We start from the raw sequence: 17,196 nt of genomic DNA, 5'->3' as shown, positions 1-17,196 counted from the left end.
CCCCCGGGGTCAGAGGCGCACGACGACCAGGGCGATGTCGTCGCGGGCGCCGCCGGCCACGCCGAGGTGGGACAGCAGGGCGTCCGCGAGCTGTATGGCGCTCATGCCTGCATAGCGGGACAGGGCTTGGGTGAGCCGGTGCAGGCCGGCGTCGATGTCCTCGCTGCGGCGTTCGATGAGCCCGTCGGTGTAGAGGACGAGGGTGTCACCGGAGGCGTACGGCAAGGAGGCCTGGGGGCGAGGGACGTGTTCGGGGCGGGCACCCAGGGGCGGGTCGGTCGCCTGGTCCAGCAGGTCGAACGTGCCGTCGGGGTGCACCAGGACCGGCGGGGGGTGGCCGGCGCTGCTGTAGGTGATCCGGTGCCGACGGGTGTCGATCACGACTTTGACGGCGGTGGTGGCCAGTGCTCCTTCGACCGATCGGGCGTACAGCCCGAGGACCTCCAACGATTTGGCAGGCTCGAGGAGGGCCCTGGTGGCGGCGCTCAGTGCGCTGCGGAGCATGCCCATGACGGTGGCGGCCTCCAGGCCGTGGCCGACGACGTCGCCGACCGCGACACCGAAGCAGTCACCGGGCAGGTCGACCACGTCGTACCAGTCGCCGCACACATTCAGCGACCCGACCGCGGGCAGATAGCGCACCACCACGTTCCGGTGCCGGTCCAGGTCGGGCGAGTGCAGCATGGCCTCTTGCAGGGTCACGGCGACCTGGCGTTCCCGGGCATGCGCCTGGCGGAGTTCCTCGTTCAGTCGTTGCAGCTCCCGGGCGCGCGCGTACAACTCGGCTTCCATCACCTGCCGCTTGCCCGGCACGCCGCCGCGTAGGTGGCTGGGGCGGGAGAGGACAAAGTCGGTCACGTCCTCCACCCGGTGGATGATCCACGTCACCTGCCCGTCCGGCCCGAGCACAGGGGTGTTGATCGGGGACCACCAGCGCTCCTCGAAGGTCCCCGGCCGGGCAACCACGGGAATGTCGTACTTCTGCACCGCCATCGTGTCCGCATCCTTCGACCGCAGGACCCGGTGCAGTGAGGCCCCCAGGTTCCGTACCCCGTCCGCTTGGGGGTCCCCCGGATTGTCCGGGAAGGCATCGAACAGGTACTGCCCGACCAGCTCCGGCCGGCTCCGCTCGGTCGCTCTCAGGTAGGCGTCGTTGACATCGACGATCACCAGTTCGGGATCCAGCACCAGATACGGGCTGGGTGTGGCCGCGAACAACGCCTGGTAATCGATCTGCGCTACCACGGGCCCGTGCCGGTCCTTCCGCTGGTCGCGGGTGTTCCTGCCAATTTAGGAGTCCCGCGGCGTGCCTGCCTGCTGTCCTGGGCCATTGGTGCCGCGATGCACGGCGGGTGCGAGCTCGCGCCACTCCTGCTCCGGCAGCGCGGCCACCGCCTGCGGCACCGGCACCGGCACCGGCACCGGCACCGAGAAGACAGGTGCCGCCGGATCACAAGGCAAGCCCGCCGGCGCCGTCGGCGCCCAGCACCGAACGCATTCACGACCTCAAGCAGTCCGGCGCGACCAAGCGGTTCCTTCTCGACCTGCGCATCGACGGTGGCCGGCTCTGCCTCGAGGGATCGGCGGCCGGCGAGGAGACCACCGTCGACAAGTGCGTGGCCCCCGAGTCCGGACCGTTCACCCCGGGCAAGGGGAAGCAGTGAGCAGGCCGTGCTGCGGCGTCGCCGGGGCACGGTGGGACCGGGTCCGCGGGCCGTCGTACCGGCCGGCACGTGTCGCGATGGGGGACGTCGTGGATGTGGTCCGCCCATCGGTCCCGGGAGAGCGGTCCGCCGAAGCGGGTGCACAAGGCAGCGGCGATCGTCTCGGGATGGACGTCGTAGGCCAGCAGGGGCGTGTGCGCGCCTTGGACGTACAGGGTCCCGCCGTCCGCACTGAAGCCGAGTCCTCGAATGGGGTCGCCCGGGGTCGGCAGCGGGCCGCCGAGCGGGCGGAGGGTTTCCGTGTCCCACAGCCGGACGCGGCCCAGGCTGTCGCCGGTGGCGAGGGTCCGGCTGTCGGCCGAGAAGGCCAGCTCTTCCACGGCGGCGCGCCGTCCTGACAGTGCGTCTGCCGATTCCGGTGAGAGGATGCCCAGCACTCGATCGACCAGGCCGCTCCACATCATGACCCGCCCCGTGTCGTCGGCAGCCGCGAAGGAGCTGCGGTCCGGGCTGAAGGCAGCAGCCCCGCCGGGATTCACTGACTTCGGTCTTCGGAGCATGGTGCCGGTCGGCAGACTCACCATCGCCCCGTTGCCGAATGCGGCCAGATGGGAGTCGAAGGTGACGGCGAACGTGCCGGTCAGGGACAGCTCCGCGAGCCGCTTGCCGGAGGCGAGCTCCCACAGGCCCGAGTCGGTTGTTGCGTAGACGCCCGGTTTGCCGTCCCTCCAGAAGGGGTGGAGGCCCCCTGTCAGCGCCCCTCCGTCGGGGACGGGCAGTTCTGCGACGGTCCGGCGGGCTGTGAGGTCCCACAGGAGCACAACCCCCCTCTCCTGGCCGAACCCCTCGATGCCATAGGCAAAGAGCCTGCTGTCCGGGCTGAACCCGGCAACGACAGGCTCGTGCACCCGCCCGGTCCCGGTCACCAGAGGAAGCGCCGCCAGCTGCGCTCCGGTATGCAGGTCGTACAGGCCGAGGGTGACCGTCGCCCCCTCTTTCGCCCCGCGTATCACGTGCCGGCCGTCCGGGCTGACCGAGGCGAAGGGCTGCTGTCCCGTCAACCAGGGCGCGTTCAGCACCGAGCCGATGTCGACAGTGGCGACGGTCAGGCCGTCGGTCCGCAGGTAGCGCAGCGCCTGTCCTTCGGTGTCGATGGCGAGCCCGGACGGGGTCTCATTCGGCAGGTCGAGCGCGAATACGGGCGCGTCCTCCTGGTCGTCGGCGCCGTTGCCGTTGCCGTGCGAACGCCAGACGAGTACCGCGTCCTTTTTCAAGGCGGCGATGAAGTGCGAGTCCGCGCTGAAGACGAACTCCCTCAGCCCGTGTTCGGTGAACTGCCGGGAACGGCCTGAACTCAGGTCGATTCCCAAGATGCCGGAGTCCAGCATGACGGCCAGCATGCTCCCGTCAGGGCTGAAGACCAACCGGCCGCCCTCGCACTGCCGCGGATCGATGGCCAACGCGGCGTCCCAGTCCCCCCAGCTGAGTCTCCTCCGGTCGGCTGCCGACCAGACCTGGATCCGGCCGTCCTTCCCGCACAGCGCGATGCGACCGCCGTCGGCACTCACCGCCGCGGCACGCGCGTGCTCGTCCCCCTCAACCGCAAACGTTCGCTGCCCGGTGCCGGCGTCCCACAGCTCGACCCTGCCGTCCACGTTCAACGCCAGCCATCTGCTGTCGGCACCCCAGCTCACGTCGCCGAAGTTCGAGCTGTTCGGGCCCGGATGAAGCGTACGCCGTTCGCCCGAGGCCACGTCCCAGACGTGCACCTCCCCGGGCACCAGTACGTCGTTGCGTAACACGCCGCCCACAGCAGCGACGGCCCGCCGCCCATCGGGACTCAGCCGCAGCCAGTCGGTGAGGTCCTTGATGCGTCCGTCGGGATGACGGCGCGGGGCATTGGGGGCACCGGGCAGCACGCGGGAGCCGGTGCGGCGGTGCGAAGTGATGTCCCACTGCTCGAGGCGGTCCTTCTTGTGCAGGGTCAGGGTCCTGCCGTCCGGGCTCAGCATCCCGCCGTAGTCGCGGGTATCGCCGTCGAGGGGGGCGAAGTCCGGCTCCGGGCGGTGTGCCCGTGAGCCGAGGAGCGCGGCGCGGGTCTCGGTGGTGTCGGCCAGGTTCCAGGCCGCGATGCTGAGGCGGCCGGCGGTGACCGGGTCGGTTCCGCGCATGCTCTCGGCGAGGGCGGCCGTGCGGAGTGCGGCGTTCTGCACCCGGCGCCGGTCTTCGGAGCGGCTCTGCTGCCAGGCCGCGGTTCCGGCGAGGATGGCCAGTACCGCGAGCAGGGAGATCACGGTCCGTGCCGTCCGCCGACGGCGGATGGTACGGCGGTGGGTGGCGCTGCCGGCGGCGATGAAATCGGCTTCGAGTGCGGTGAGGGCAGTGCGGGCGGTGTGTCCGCTGCGGCCGGTTGCCGCCGTGGTGAACTCGGCGAGCCGGGCGAGGCGGACGGGCGGGATCCGCACGCCGGGGTCCCGGCCGACGGAGTCCCATGCGGCGGCAGCCTCGGTCAGCCAGCGGTGCAGGCGCAGGGTCTCGCGGTCCTCCTCGATCCAGTCGTGCAGCCGGGGCCAGGAGGTGATGAGTGCCTCGTGGGCGAGGTCGGCGGTGTCCTCGTCGAGGCTGATCAGGCGGGCCCGGGACAGGATCTCCAGGACGGTGTTCGCCTCGCGGACGGTTCTGATGGCTTCGAGTTCCGCGCGCGGGGTGGGGCGGCGGGTGTCGGCGACGCCCACGCCCGGGGTGATCATCCGCAGCATGATCTGCCGGGCGGTCTCGGCCTGGGCGGGGCCGAGCCGGGTGTAGGCGGCTTCGGCGCTCTGGGCGATGGCCCCGCGGATGCCGCCGGCCCGTTCGTACGCCTCCAGGGTGAGGGTGCGGCCCCGTCGCCGGCGCCAGGTCTCCAGGAGGGCGTGGGAGAGCATCGGCAGCCCGCCGGTGTGTGCGGAGACCTCTTCGACGAGGGCTTCGGTCAGCGCGCGTTCGACGATGAGCCCGCGGGCTGCGGCCGGCTTGGTGATCGCCTGGCGCAGCTCGGCCGGGGTCATCCGGCCGACGGGCAGGCTCGCGTCCCGGATGGCCGCCGCGAGGCCGGCGTGCTCCAGACAGCGGGCGTAGAAGTCCGCCCGGACGCCCAGGACGACACGCAGCCGTCGGCCCGGTGCCCCGGCTTCGAGGAGGGCGTCGATGAACCGGGTCCGCTCCGTGGCGTCGTGGCAGAGGGTGAAGAGCTCCTCGAACTGGTCGACGATGAGCCACGTGTCGCCGTCGCCCTCGGCGCCGGCCGGGGCCAGGAGCGGACCGTGGGTGTCGAGCGGGTGCTCGCCCGGGGTCAGGATGCGGATCGCGGCCGGGCGCGGCCGGCCGGGCCCGGTGTCGCGCAGCTGCGGGATGAGTCCGGCGCGCAGCAGGGAGGATTTGCCGCTGCCGGAAGCGCCGAACAGGGTGACCACCCGGTGCTCGCGTACGAGGGCCAGGAGGTCGGCCACCGCTCGGTCCCGGCCGAAGAACAGCTCGCTGTCGCCGGGCTCGAAGCGGGCCAGGCCCCGGTAGGGGGACGGCTCGTCGGCCTCGTCGTCGGCCGGGGCAGCGGTCAGTTCCTCCGACACCAGCCGCCACCGTGCCGCCCACTCCTGCGGGTCGCCCCCGCATGCCGCGACGTACGCGAGCACCACGGGCAGGGTCGGCAGCAGCTCACCGCCCGCCGCCCGGGACAGCGTGGCCACTGAGTACGCCCCGGCCCGGCGAGCCATCGCGCTGTAGGTGGGGCCGCCCGCCTCCTGCCGGAGCTTGCGCAGCGCGAACGCGAACTCCGCCACCGGTCCCGCCGCCGGATCCAGCGGCTTCTCCCGACGCCCCACACCCACCCCCGTGGCTGCTCCCCCACCGCGCCCGACCGGGCGCAGCCACAGCGACCCAACCGTCCCGCCGCCGTGCGAACAAGACGGTTTCGCGACGGGGCAGGGCGCGTATCCCGCCGCTGGCCCGCCGCTCGCAGGATTGTTTCGTCGCCCGGCCGGGGCCGCGCAACAACGGAGCAGCTGCCAAGACTCGTCCTCGGCGTGGACCACCACGGCCCACGACTGCAACCCCCGAAGGGAAAGAGGACCATGAGAATCACTGCGAAGGCCGGTACGACAGCGGTCCTGGCCGCTCTCCTGCTCTGCGGGCTCACCGCCCCGCAGGTCGCCTCGGCGGCCGGCCACCCCGGCGCCGGCCCGTCCGCGGCCTCCGGCACGGCGGGCACGGCGGGCACGCTGTCCGTGCAGGAGCTCGGCCTGGCCAAGGCCGCTGCGCACCGGCCGGACGACACCTCGTCGGACGGCTGGGGCTCCTGGAAGCCGAGCGCCGCCGAAGTCAAGCGGAAGAACGCGTTCCTGACTTCGTCCGGGCAGCGGTCCCGGCTGGGCACCATGGCCTACCCGAACACGTTCATGCTCCCCAACACCCACCAGGGGCAGTGGTACAACAACTACTGCGGCCCCGCGACCCTGGTCGCGGCCATGGGCATGCGCGGCAACTGGCTGCACGACCAGGGCTACTACGCGCGCCGGGTCGGCATCACCCCGAACAACGGCGGCACCGGCGTCGACATCATGACCAAGCTGCTGACCGAGCAGTCCGGCGACTTCGAGTACGTACGCGCCAACCTCCCCTACACGCCCAGCAGCAGCGACGTGAGCACCTTCAAGTCGCGGCTCCGCGGCAACATATACGGCTACCGCACCCCTGTGGTGGGCAACTCGATGGAGGTCCACAACGGCCCGCACCTGGTGGGCCACCCCAACAGCACCACCACCCTGTACCACTGGTTCACCTTCCAGGGGTACGACGGCGACTGGGCGGCCTACCTCGACTCCGCCAACACCGTGTGGTCCTCCGTGCCGCCGCGCTCCGGGATGCCCATCAGCACCCTGGTGACGATCATGGGCGGCCGTGGCTACCAGTGGTAGAAGACTGCTGATCGCAGTGCTGGGTGTGGCGCTGGCGAGCACCCTCGGGTGTTCGTCGGCGCCGCACCTGCCGACCGCGACAGCAGACTCTTCTGCCTCTCCCTCCCTCCATCCTCGGCCCACCCGGCCCGGGCCCGGAACCGGAACCGGCCCCGACGCCACCACGTTCTGCCGGGCAGCGCTGCCCGCAGACTGGCAGCGGGCCCAGACCTCCGGCGCACTGACCGCGGCCTCCGGCGAGACCCTGGATCCGATCGCGGTCGCCCCCGACGGGAAGTCGGTGTTCGCGGTCAGCCGGGCCGCAGGTGCGCCGGCACTGGTCTGGCTGCGTGAGCACGGCACCCGGCGTACGACCGTACACACCGCCGCCCACCCCGAGCGGGGCGGCTTCGGCCTCGCCGACTTCGACGGCCGGTGGCTCGTGTTCAGCGTCCTGCACTCGAACGACATCGCGTCCAAGTGGGACCTCTACGCCTGGGATTCGGTCTCCGGCGGCGCCCCCAGGAGGATCGCGCAGAGCGCCCTCGGACCGGACGGCGCCGTCGTCCCCGGGCCGTTCCTCTACCCCTGGGTCCACCGGGGCCGGGCCACATGGGTGCAGGCCGTCGGCGACGGAACCCGCAACCAGAAGCTCAGCGACATACAGCGCCAGGTCCACCTGTACGACCTGGCGACCGGCAGCGACCGGATCGTCCGCAGCGGGCACATGGCACCGTCGTTCTTCGCCGGCGAGACCGTGGTGTGGCCGGAGGCCTTCGCGATGGACACTCCCGTGAAACTGGCCGCGGCGGACGCGGCCGGCAACCCGGTGCAGCTGCCGGCCGCCCTGTCCGCCGCCGAGGGCTCACCGTCCCCGGCGAGCGACGGCACCACCTGGGCCTGGACCGGCGCGGACCGCCGGACCCTGTACGCCTGGCGGGCGGGCTGGGCCGCGCCGGCCGTGGTGGTCCGCGGCGAGAGCATCGACTGGGTGCGGGTCGCCAGCGATGTGATCACCTGGACCGACCCGGTCGCGACCTGGGGCGCGGACGTCCGCACCCGCGCCTACACACAGCTCACTGCACAGCACGGCGGAAGCATCAGCCACGGCCGGGCCGTTGCGGTCTCCCAGCCGGCGGCCGACGGCCGGCCCGCCGGCTACGTCCTGTCCGGCGCGGATCTGGCGCCGCTCTCCTGCGACGATGCGAGGACTCCATGACGAAACGACTGCGGCGCGGCCTCACGGTGCCGGCCGCCCTCGCCACCCTGGCCGCAGCGGGCGCGGCTGCGGCCCCGGCCTCGGCCGCCGGATACAACGGCGCCTGCGGCACCGGCTACACGGTGATCGACTCCCGCTCCCTGGGGGACGCCACCACGGTCTTCCTGACCTGGAACCGTGCCACCGGCAAGAACTGCGTGGTCCACCAGATCACCACCGACAACGGCGGATGGCCCTGGTTGATCGGCGCCTGGGTGCAGCGCACCGCGGACGACAGGAAGTCCCAGGACCACGGCGAGTACACCCGCTACGCCGGCCCGGTCTACGTCAACGGGCGCGGCACCTGCATCAACTGGGGTGGCCGGCTCGGCAGCGATCCCTCTCAGCACAACGTGGCCGAGTACGCCAGCCACTGCGGCTGACCCTGCGGTCCGGTGGTTTCCCCCGCAGCACATGCGGGGGAAACCCGCAGCGGCAGGAGGCGGACAGCTCGAGGACCGCCGTTCGGTGCGCGATCCGGGCGGGATGCCCGACGGTCGGCGGATGATCCTGGACCGGCCGGCGGTGAGGATGGCCCGCATGGATCCCGAACTCGGGATCGAAACATCACCGCAGAAAGGACGTCGCGACATGACGGTCGCCCCGATCGACCTCTTCGCCTCCTTCATCCAACTCCAGCAGGATGGCCAGGTACACGCCGTACAGCCTGTGTTCGACATGGAGTGGAACGGCTGGCAGGTGATGGCCTTCCGTGTGGAGACCGACGCCGACGTCCACGCCGACCACTGGGAGGTCCACTCCGAGGCGGACGAGGTCGTCTCATGTCTCACCGGCGGGATACGCCTCTACTTCCGCCCGGAGCAGCCGGGGGAAGAGGAGGAGGAGATCAGGCTGGCGGCCGGAACCGCGGCCATCGTCCCGCGCGGACGATGGCACCGCCTCGCACTGGACGGCCCCAGCGACATCATGTCCGTCACCCGGCCGAGTGGCAGCCGCCTGGAGAAGCGGACCGAAGCCTGAGGCACATCGGCTCGTTTCGGTCTGCCCCCGAAACAACGGCAGCGGGAAGCATGGGGCCCGGGGGCAGGTGGGTGGGGGGAGGCTGGTGTGCTGCGTCTGCACTTCACCGCGGAGGACATGGCTCAGGTGAGAGTCTATGTGCTCGGTCCGCTCGCGGAGACGTCCCTGAGCCTGTGGAACCTTCAGCGGCGTGACGGCAAGGCGCTGTTCGGCGGCTGGCGTGCGCGCACGGGCCCGCTCGTCACGGGCGATGGTCCGCTCACCGCGCGGTTCCTCAGCTCACCGGCCGGGGGGCTGGTTGATCTGTTCACCCTGGTGGGCGCTGCCGGCTGCATGGGCGAGGGGCTGGAGCGGCTGCTCAGTGCGCCGGAAGGCCGGCTGCGCGAGGAGTTTGCCGTGTGTACGGGCTCGAGCAGGCAGCGGGCGCAGTGGCTGTCCGAGGTGATGACGGCTGACCGGCGCTCCGTACAACGGCTTGCCGCGGCGCTGCAGGACTGCCACGAGGTGGCAGTCGCCTCGTACTGGGGGCGTATCCACCACCACCTGGACGGCGAGGTGGCGCGCCGGGGGCGCCTCATGGTGCAGGGCGAGGTGACGGCGCTGCTGGAGATCCCAGGCTATCGGCCGCTCCTCCACCCGGCCGCCGACTTCCACTTGGCGGGTCGCCCACTGATCCTGGCTCCGTCGGTGTTCTGCGGGCCGGTTCCTCAGCTGTTCGCCGGCCCGCAGGCCGATGCCGTGGTCATGGTGTATCCGGCTCTGCACAGTCCGGTCGACGCGGCCGGCCTGTGGGCTCCCCCTGCTGATGCACGCCGGGTCGATGCTCCGGTGCCACCGGCTCTGTCCGCGCTTCTCGGCCGTACCCGGGCGGTCGTGCTGTGTGTGATAGCCGACCATCCCGCGTGCACGACGACGCAGCTCTCCCAGCAGGCGAGGATCTCACCGGCGAGCGCCAGCGAGCACGCCGCCACACTGCGCAGCGCCGGCCTGACCACCGTCACCCGGGAGCGCAAGACCGCCCTTCACACACTGACCCACCTGGGCCTCACCCTGCTCAACACCAACGGCTCGGCTCCACCGCGCGCCTGCGAAGCGGCCCGGAGGGCGGCAGGCGAAGGCTGGTGACGGCTTGGCCGCCGGTCAACGGGACGGGGAGAGCTCCTTCGGGCCGTAGCGGGCTGCGGCCTCCTTGGTGATCAAAGCCCAATAGCGGTCGCCGAAGGACCAGTGCCACCACTCGGTGGGGTAGTTGACCAGCCCGGCGGCGGTGAGCACAGCCCCCAGCAGCTTCCGGTTGGCGCGGGCGTTCTCGCTGATGTTGACGGCATGGGTGTAGCAGGCGCCGTTGCTCTCCTCTGGGTCTGCGTTCATCCGTGTACCCAGGTCCAGCTCGCGCCCGCCGGCGTCGGCGAGGGTGAGGTCGACGGCCGCACCGGCGCTGTGCGGAGCGATGTCGGGCGGCGACACGTACCGGCTCGCCGCCGCGTGGATCTGCTCGTCGGACCATTGGGTATGGATGTCTCGCAGTCGGCCGGCGTACTCCTCGAAGTACTCACGCTGAAGCGAGGGGGGCCGGTATCCCTCGACAAACAGCAGCCGCAAGCCCGGCGGAAGCATCGCCTGGGCCGTGAGCAGTCGCTCCAGCACTCCCTCCCGGAGGTGGGCGAAGGCATCGGCCGGGTCCTGCTTGCGCGTGTCGACGAGCAACGAGCCGCCATCGCGGCGGACGTCCACGAGACGCTCACCGCACTCCGCAACGGGTATGGCGGCAACCTTCGGGTCCGACATCAGGACGATCTCATTCATGACGCGATCATCCCGCACGGCCGGGTTTCGTGAGTGTGAAGGCAGCGCGGTAGGCGCTGGGTGTGAGTCCGGTTCGTCTCGAGAGGTGTTGGCGCAGGGAGTCGGTGGTTGCGAGGCCGCTGAGACGCGCGACCTGCTCCATCGGCAGGTCCGTGGTCTCCAGTAGCTCCTGCGCCCGGTTCACCCGCTGGTGGAGGAGCCATTGCAGGGGGCTGAGGCCGGTCTCGGCATGGAACCTGCGCGTCAGGGTGCGGACGCTGGTGCGGGCGTGGCCGGCGAGCGCGGTGCGCGTGACTGGTTCGTGGAGTCTGCCGAGCGCCCACGCGCGGGTGTCGGCCAGTGAGGTGCCGTTCTCGGGTGGCATCGGTGTTTCGATGAACTGGGCCTGTCCGCCGGGGCGGACCGGTGCCGCGACGACCAGTCGGGCGACGGCGTTGGCTGCCGCAGCACCGTAATCCGTACGGACCAGGTGCAGGCACAGGTCGATGCCGGCGGACAGTCCGGCGGAGGTCAGTACCTTGCCGTCTTCGACATACAGCACGTCGGGGCGCAGGCTGACCTCGGGGAAGCGGCTGCGGAATTCCTCGGACTTGGCCCAGTAGGTGGTGGCCGTGCGGCCGTCGAGCACTCCCGCCCGGGCCAGGACGAACGCTCCGGTGCAGATCGAGGCGACGCGCTTGCCCGCGGCCGACGCGCGGCGCAGGGACGCCAGTACGCGTGGGTCGACGTCCTCCCGGGCGCCGGTCCCGGTGACGATGACGGTGTCGGCGTCCTCGACGGCGTCCAGCCCGTGCGGGATGGCCACCTGCAGGCTGCCGCTGGTGGCGACGGGCCCCGGCCGGGCCGTACAGATGCGTACCTCGTAGCCGGGCCGGCCGTTCACGGTCGTCTCGCCGAGTACCAGTTCGGGGATGGACAGGTCGAACGTGGTGGCCGGTGGGACCGCGATGACGGCGACTCGATGCATGGCCCGAACCTCCGGATGTATGGCATTCGGGCCACTACCTTACGGATCACTCCGCGGGCAGGGTGGTGAGACCTCACCGCACCTCACCTCACCTCAACGCTCAGGGAGAGAACACCGTGTCCATGCACGTCATCATCGGTGCCGGAGCCACCGGTTCGGCGACCGCCCGTCTGTTGGCCGACTCCGGTGAGCAGGTCCGTCTCATCACCCGCCGCGGCAGCGGGCCGGTACACCCCCGGATCGATCGGGTCGCCGCCGACGCCACCGACACCGCCCGCCTTGTCGGGCTGGCCACCGGGGCCGGCGTCCTGTTCAACTGCGCCATGCCGCCCTACGACCGCTGGCCGGCCGAGTTCCCGCCCCTGGCAGCCGCTCTGCTGACCACTGCCGAACGCACCGGCGCGGACTACGTCATGCTCGGCAACACGTACGGATACGGGGCGGTCGACGGCCCGGTCACCGAGGGCCTGCCCATGGCGCCGACCAGCGAGAAGGGCCGCGTCCGCGCACAGATGTGGCACGATGCCCGCGCCGCCCACGAAGCCGGCCGGGTACGGGTGACCGAGGTCCGCGCCAACGACTACCTCGGTGCCGGCGCGTACTCCCCGTTCACGCTGATGGTGGGGGCGCAGGTGCTGGCCGGCGCGCCCGTGGCGTACCCGGGTGACCTCGATGCCCCGCACAGCTGGTCCTACACCGTCGACGTGGCGCGCACTCTCATCGCCGCTGCCCGGCACGACGCATCCTGGGGGCGGGCCTGGCACGTGCCTTCCGTCTCCGAGGCGTCCGTCCGCGAACTGGCAGCGCGCCTCGCCGAGGCATCCGGCGCGCCTGCCCCGCAACTGCGCCGCATGACCGTGCACGAGCTCCAGGACATCGGGCGCACCGATCCGGTCATGGCGGAGTTCCCCGAGATGCTGTACCTGTACGACCGGCCCAACATCCTGGACGCATCGTCGGCCACACAGGCCTTGGGCATCACGCCCGCCCCACTCGAGGAGGTTCTGGCCGAGATGACACTCAGGACGCCCGGATCGCCCGGGTGATCGCTTCCCCGGTCGACGCGACGACGACAGACCACTCGTCTCGCATGTTCGGCGGCAGGTGCTTGCCGTCCTCATCCCGGTTGATGAGCACTGTCCCGCCCGGAAGCAGGAGAACGGCCTCCAGCCGTTGGAGCAATTCGGAGATGAGGTCCATGATCCTCTCTCCGCCGAAGTGGCTGATCATAAAGCTGCTCTCGGTGCCGAGATAGACATCCGCTTCCTGGTACTCCCCCGCGGCAAGCTGCAGGAACGTGCCCTCAGGATCACGCGCCGTCACGTACGGACCGAGAACCTCGAGAGCGATATCCCTGTCCAGCGGCGCCGGCTCGCCGTTCACGTACCGGCAGGGAAATATGTCGTAGCTCATGTGTCTCTCCAGGACCGATGGGCGCGATCCGGCTCCGCGGTGGCGCCGTCAGCCGGCGGGGGTGCCGTCCAGGTGATGTGGGGCGGTACGACCCGGGCGCACAGGGGTTCGCCGCAGGCGTCGGTCAGGCTCAGGCGTCCGACCAGCAGACCGCTGTCCGCAGCGGCATCGAGGATCTGTGTGGGGACGGCGTCGAGCATCAGCTTGGCGCGGCGGAACATGGTGAAGGCGCCCGAGCCGTCGACCGTGCCCCATGAGAGGTAGATGAACCGGCTGCCCGGGCGGCCCTGTACGTACGGGCCCTTCACATCGGTCCCCGTCGCGGAAGCGGTGGTCGTGCACTCCAGGGTCCAGGTGGCGCTCGTCGCGTCACCTGGCTGCGGATCAAGGAGTTCGGCCGGGCGGTCGCGGCGCTGGACCGCGACATGAACGTTTCGGTAGCCCGGCTCCGGCTCACTGCCGTCGACAGTAGACACGGGCGGGCAATTGGAGCCGGGCAGGTCGACGGCGTCGATGCGGATGCTGATGCGCATGGTGGCCATTCTTCCGCGTCGGCGGGGGCAGGGCTGTGGCGCAACCCGTGCGGGCCGGAAGGTTACCTCCCGCTCTTCGGATGGGGTAGGCATGGATGACGGGCCGTTGGCCGATCGCCCCACGAGAGACGGAGCAGTCATGCCCGACTTACCGCGCCTCTTGCTCCTGCCGGCGCTCCTGATAGCCGGCATCTGGTTCCGAAGCCAGAACATGATGGCCTGTTTGATTTTGACCGTCTTGCTCGGAGTGGGGCTTGTGTCGTCGGTCCTCCGGAGACGGCTGGCCGCTGATCCGTCGGCCGCTCAGGTGGCTTCGCCCCGTATGACCTTCTTTGACATGGGATGCATGGGACTGGTGGCGGCAGTCGTATTCGTACCGATCATCCTGGTGGCGGACCGGCCGTGGAACGCCCCCTGGTGGCCCGGACGCCATGAGGCCTCGCAGCTGCCCGATCCGTGCGCCGCAGGAGCAGCCGCCGCCGTGCGGCTGACACCGGCCGGCATTGCAGAGCGCAAGGACGGCAATGGCGGCTACGGGCCCGGTTCATCATGCGTGTGGCGGGACGATGAGAACGGCGGCACCTTGTGGCTGGAGTACGTCCGTGGCGAGTGGGAGGGGTCCTTCGGTGGCAGTGCAACCGCCAAGGCACGCAAGCAGCACGCCTTGAACCTGCGCGGTGCCGAAGGCCGTACATCGCGCACCATCACCCTGGACGGACTGGACGGAGTGAGCGACGAGGCCCTGCGGGTATGGCAGCCCGGTGGTGATGTGACCGTACTGGCCCGCCGCGCCAACGTGACGGTGAAGGTGTGGTACTTGCCACCACCCAGCACCGGTCAGGACCCCACCCGGGTGGACTCTTCGTCGTTCCCTGCGGCAGAGCAGGCTGCCCGAGAGGCCCTCGCCTCCATAAAGGTCGATTGACAGATGTCAGCCGCCGGGGGTGAACGTCACCGGCAGGCTCTGGGGGCCGCGCAGTCCGCCGGGACGCCAGCGGATCTCCTCCGGCGCGACGGCGAGAGCCAGCCCGGGGAGCCGGCGCAGGGCGGTGCCGATGGCGATCTGCCCCTCCAGCCGGGCCAGCGGCGCACCCAGGCAGTAGTGGATGCCGTGCCCGAAGGCGAGGTGGGCATTGTCCTGCCGGGTGATGTCCAGGCGGTCGGCGTCGGAGAACCGTGCCGGGTCGCGGTCGGCGATGGCCGAGGCGATCAGCACGGTCGCCCCGCGCGGGATGGTCACGCCCGCGATCTCGACGTCTTCGCGCGCGAACCGGGCGATGCCGGGGCTGACCGGGCCGTCGTAGCGGAGGAACTCCTCAATCGCACCCGGCAGCAGCTCGGGGTCGGAGCGCAGCTGGTCGAGCTGGCCGGGGTGGGCCAGCAGCATGGCGATGCCGCCGCCGATCAGGTTGACGGTGGTGATGTAGCCGGCGGCCAGCAGCAGGAACACCATGGCGATCAGCTCGTCCTCGCTGAGCTGCTGTTCCTCGTCCCGGGCGGTGATGAGGCCGCTGAGGAGGTCGTCGCCGGGCGCCGCCCGTTTGGCGTGGATGAGGCCGGTGACGTAGGCGCGCATGTGCTGCCAGGCCTCGTTGACCACGGCGGGGTCCGGCGGCTCGGCGCCGCGCATGATCATGCGGTCCGTCCAGCGCTGGAAGTCGTGCTGGTCGTCGACCGGTACGCCGAGGAGTTCGCTGATCACGGTGACCGGGAGCGGCAGCGCGAAATCCGCGACAAGGTCGGCGCGGCCGGCCGGGACGACCGCGTCCAGCAGACGGTCGGTGACGGACTGGATCCGGGGCCGCATCCCGGCCACCCTGCGGGCGGTGAACGCCTTGGAGACCAGGCGGCGGAGGCGGGTGTGGTCGGGCGGGTCGCTGCGGAGCATATTGCTCAGCATCGACTCGCGCTCTGTCTCGGGCAGCTGCCGCAGGAGCCGGGTGTCCGAGGCATCACGGATGTCACTGCTGAGGCGGGGGTCGGACAGGGCCGCGAGTCCGTCTTCGTAGCGGGTGACGAGCCAGGCGTCCAGGCCGCCCGCGATGACGGCGCGGTGCACGGGGGCGTCCTCGCGCAGCTGCCGGTACAGCGGGAAGGGGTCCGCGACGAAGGCTGGATCGGCGTAGGGCAGAAGGACCGGGCGCTCGCTCATGTTGCCTCCAGGAGTACTTCGCCCTCGCTGTGAAGAGTGAGGATATATGCCTAAGCCTCCAGGAATGCCGCTTTTCGGCCATGCCTCCGGCGGCATCTGCTGTCACACAGCGTCACCGGAGGCTGCGCGTATGTATGGCCTATGTAAACCGGAGGGCGAAAAGCGCAGAATCGTTTGTGTCACATCACTCACTGCTCTCACCCCGGTGGGGGCCAGGAGGTGGGATCGATGTCCGTTCCCGTTCGCTTCCGGAGGATGGCTGTCGCGACTGCCGCCGCGGGCGTCCTCGCCGGTGGCACCGCCCTCGGGGCTGCGGCCCCCGCCATGGCGGCGCCCCCGCAGGGGGCCGTGACGGTCTCCTCCTTCGTCGAGGACCCCGGCAAGCGGTGCGAGTGGAAGAAGGGGCACTGGCAGAAGACGTGGGTCAAGGGGCACTGGGAGAAGAAGTGGGTGAAGGACCATCGCGACGGCCGGCACGACAACAGGAGTGACTGGAACAGGAGTGACTGGAACAGGGGCGACTCCCACAGGGGCGACTCGCACAGGAGTGACTGGAACAAGGGCGACCGGAACAACGGTGACCGGTACGACGGCGGGGGTGGCCGGTCGAGTGACCGCGACGGCCACTGGAAGTGGATCTACGTTCCCGGGCACTGGGAGAAGCACTGGGTGAAGGGCCACTGGGACTGCTCCTGGAAGAGCCGCTGGTAGCGGACGGCGGCCGTAGCCGCCCCTGATCGGGCGGGCAGACGGGCGCAAACGGGCGCGGCGATGATTTCGGCGCGGGTATCCGGTCTATATGGGTGGAGACGAAGGAGATCCGCCATGCCAAGACAGGGATCCGCAAAGCAACCCACGACCGAACTCGACGCCCGCTACAGCTCCGCGCTCAATCCCCGCCCGGGCGCCGAGGACGTCACCGCCACCGAGTGGGCCGACGCCCAGCGGCAGCTGGCGGCTGCCGAGATCTTCTGGGTGTCCACGGTGCGGCCGGACGGCCGACTGCACGTCACTCCCGTGATCGCCGCCTGGCACGACGGAGTGCTGTACTTCTCCACCGGCAAGACCGAGCAGAAGGCGAAGAACCTCGCCCATGACGGGCACTGCGCGCTGACCACCGGGGGAAACTCCCTCACCGAAGGCCTCGACCTGGTGGTCGAGGGCACGGCGGAGCCGGTCGCCGAGCCGGCGGTGCTGGAGGAGGTGATCGCGGCGTACGAGGCGAAGTACGGGGCGCACATCACCTCGCCGGAGGGCACCTTCCACGGGATCGGGGACGCGTTCCGGAAGGGCGACGCGGTGGTCTTCGCGGTGGCCCCGGACACGGCGTACGGCTTCGGCCGGGACGACGGGGTCTACTCGCACACGCGGTGGGTGTTCTGAGCAGGCAACCGGCCCATGGAGAGCCGGAGTGCTACTCCGGGGTGCTACTTCTGAGGGGTAGGTGCCTCTGGGGTATGAGGGCTTTGATCGCTCGCTATGGGGACGACG

16 protein-coding genes are annotated in these 17,196 nt (G+C 70.7%); 9 read left to right on the top strand and 7 right to left on the bottom strand.

Annotation, left to right across the window (positions count from 1 at the left end; genetic code table 11):
• Positions 1-9 precede the first annotated feature (9 nt).
• Positions 10-1,245, bottom strand: a complete 1,236-nt coding sequence (locus ABT123_RS25640; RefSeq protein WP_351318739.1) for a PP2C family protein-serine/threonine phosphatase — start codon at positions 1,243-1,245, stop codon at positions 10-12.
• Between the two features lie 253 nt (positions 1,246-1,498).
• Positions 1,499-5,530 carry an nSTAND1 domain-containing NTPase gene (locus ABT123_RS25635; protein WP_351318737.1) on the bottom strand — a complete coding sequence of 1,344 codons (4,032 nt, stop codon included), beginning with the start codon at positions 5,528-5,530 and terminating at the stop codon, positions 1,499-1,501.
• A gap of 243 nt (positions 5,531-5,773) precedes the next feature.
• Between ABT123_RS25635 and ABT123_RS25630 the strand changes: the two genes are divergently transcribed.
• The 5 genes from ABT123_RS25630 (at position 5,774) to ABT123_RS25610 (ending at position 9,959) form a co-directional block, all read left to right on the top strand.
• Complete coding sequence (locus ABT123_RS25630; RefSeq protein ID WP_351318735.1) at positions 5,774-6,616, top strand: hypothetical protein; 843 nt, start codon at positions 5,774-5,776, stop codon at positions 6,614-6,616.
• Positions 6,600-7,814, top strand: a complete 1,215-nt coding sequence (locus ABT123_RS25625; RefSeq protein ID WP_351318733.1) for a TolB-like translocation protein — start codon at positions 6,600-6,602, stop codon at positions 7,812-7,814. The genes ABT123_RS25630 and ABT123_RS25625 overlap by 17 nt, the downstream gene beginning before the upstream one ends.
• A complete protein-coding gene (locus ABT123_RS25620) occupies positions 7,811-8,236 on the top strand; it encodes a spore-associated protein A (RefSeq protein ID WP_351318731.1) in 426 nt (141 codons plus the stop codon). Before ABT123_RS25625 ends, ABT123_RS25620 begins: the two co-directional genes overlap by 4 nt.
• A 208-nt stretch (positions 8,237-8,444) precedes the next feature.
• Positions 8,445-8,834 (top strand): cupin, encoded by a 390-nt coding sequence (locus ABT123_RS25615; protein ID WP_351318729.1) that lies wholly within the window; start codon positions 8,445-8,447, stop codon positions 8,832-8,834.
• A gap of 87 nt (positions 8,835-8,921) precedes the next feature.
• The gene (locus ABT123_RS25610) at positions 8,922-9,959 is read left to right on the top strand and encodes a winged helix-turn-helix domain-containing protein (protein WP_351318727.1); all 1,038 of its coding nucleotides are present in this window, start codon (positions 8,922-8,924) and stop codon (positions 9,957-9,959) included.
• A 15-nt stretch (positions 9,960-9,974) separates the two neighbouring features.
• Here ABT123_RS25610 and ABT123_RS25605 read toward each other — a convergent pair whose 3' ends face one another.
• Together ABT123_RS25605 and ABT123_RS25600 are read right to left on the bottom strand one after the other, a co-directional pair.
• Positions 9,975-10,640, bottom strand: coding sequence for a M15 family metallopeptidase (locus ABT123_RS25605; RefSeq protein WP_351318725.1), 666 nt, complete (start codon positions 10,638-10,640; stop codon positions 9,975-9,977).
• Positions 10,641-10,647: 7 nt separating this feature from the next.
• The gene (locus ABT123_RS25600) at positions 10,648-11,607 is read right to left on the bottom strand and encodes a GlxA family transcriptional regulator (RefSeq protein ID WP_351318723.1); all 960 of its coding nucleotides are present in this window, start codon (positions 11,605-11,607) and stop codon (positions 10,648-10,650) included.
• A 122-nt stretch (positions 11,608-11,729) separates the two neighbouring features.
• Between ABT123_RS25600 and ABT123_RS25595 the strand changes: the two genes are divergently transcribed.
• The gene (locus tag ABT123_RS25595) at positions 11,730-12,653 is read left to right on the top strand and encodes an NAD-dependent epimerase/dehydratase family protein (RefSeq protein ID WP_351318876.1); all 924 of its coding nucleotides are present in this window, start codon (positions 11,730-11,732) and stop codon (positions 12,651-12,653) included.
• Here the strand turns inward: ABT123_RS25595 and ABT123_RS25590 are convergent.
• Together ABT123_RS25590 and ABT123_RS25585 are read right to left on the bottom strand one after the other, a co-directional pair.
• Positions 12,628-13,020: a hypothetical protein gene (locus ABT123_RS25590; protein WP_351318721.1), complete on the bottom strand. Its 393-nt coding sequence runs from the start codon at positions 13,018-13,020 to the stop codon at positions 12,628-12,630. The genes ABT123_RS25595 and ABT123_RS25590 overlap by 26 nt on opposite strands.
• The gene (locus ABT123_RS25585; RefSeq protein WP_502971044.1) at positions 13,017-13,553 is read right to left on the bottom strand and encodes a DUF5990 family protein; all 537 of its coding nucleotides are present in this window, start codon (positions 13,551-13,553) and stop codon (positions 13,017-13,019) included. The genes ABT123_RS25590 and ABT123_RS25585 overlap by 4 nt, the downstream gene beginning before the upstream one ends.
• Positions 13,554-13,692: 139 nt before the next feature.
• Between ABT123_RS25585 and ABT123_RS25580 the strand changes: the two genes are divergently transcribed.
• On the top strand, positions 13,693-14,478 hold the full coding sequence (locus ABT123_RS25580; RefSeq protein ID WP_351318717.1) for a hypothetical protein: 786 nt from the start codon (positions 13,693-13,695) through the stop codon (positions 14,476-14,478).
• A 6-nt stretch (positions 14,479-14,484) separates the two neighbouring features.
• On the opposite strand, the gene ABT123_RS25575 is transcribed toward ABT123_RS25580, so the two are convergent.
• Complete coding sequence (locus tag ABT123_RS25575; RefSeq protein WP_351318715.1) at positions 14,485-15,705, bottom strand: cytochrome P450 family protein; 1,221 nt, start codon at positions 15,703-15,705, stop codon at positions 14,485-14,487.
• Positions 15,706-15,960: 255 nt separating this feature from the next.
• On the opposite strand from ABT123_RS25575, the gene ABT123_RS25570 reads away from it, so the two are divergent.
• Positions 15,961-16,416 carry a hypothetical protein gene (locus tag ABT123_RS25570; protein ID WP_351318713.1) on the top strand — a complete coding sequence of 152 codons (456 nt, stop codon included), beginning with the start codon at positions 15,961-15,963 and terminating at the stop codon, positions 16,414-16,416.
• A gap of 114 nt (positions 16,417-16,530) precedes the next feature.
• Positions 16,531-17,088, top strand: a complete 558-nt coding sequence (locus ABT123_RS25565; protein WP_351318711.1) for a pyridoxamine 5'-phosphate oxidase family protein — start codon at positions 16,531-16,533, stop codon at positions 17,086-17,088.
• Positions 17,089-17,196 lie beyond the last annotated feature (108 nt).

Source organism: Streptomyces sp. NPDC002054 (assembly GCF_040296685.1).
GTDB lineage: Bacteria > Actinomycetota > Actinomycetes > Streptomycetales > Streptomycetaceae > Streptomyces.
Note: the sequence above shows the minus strand (reverse complement) of the source record. Positions and strands in the feature narration are given on the sequence as shown.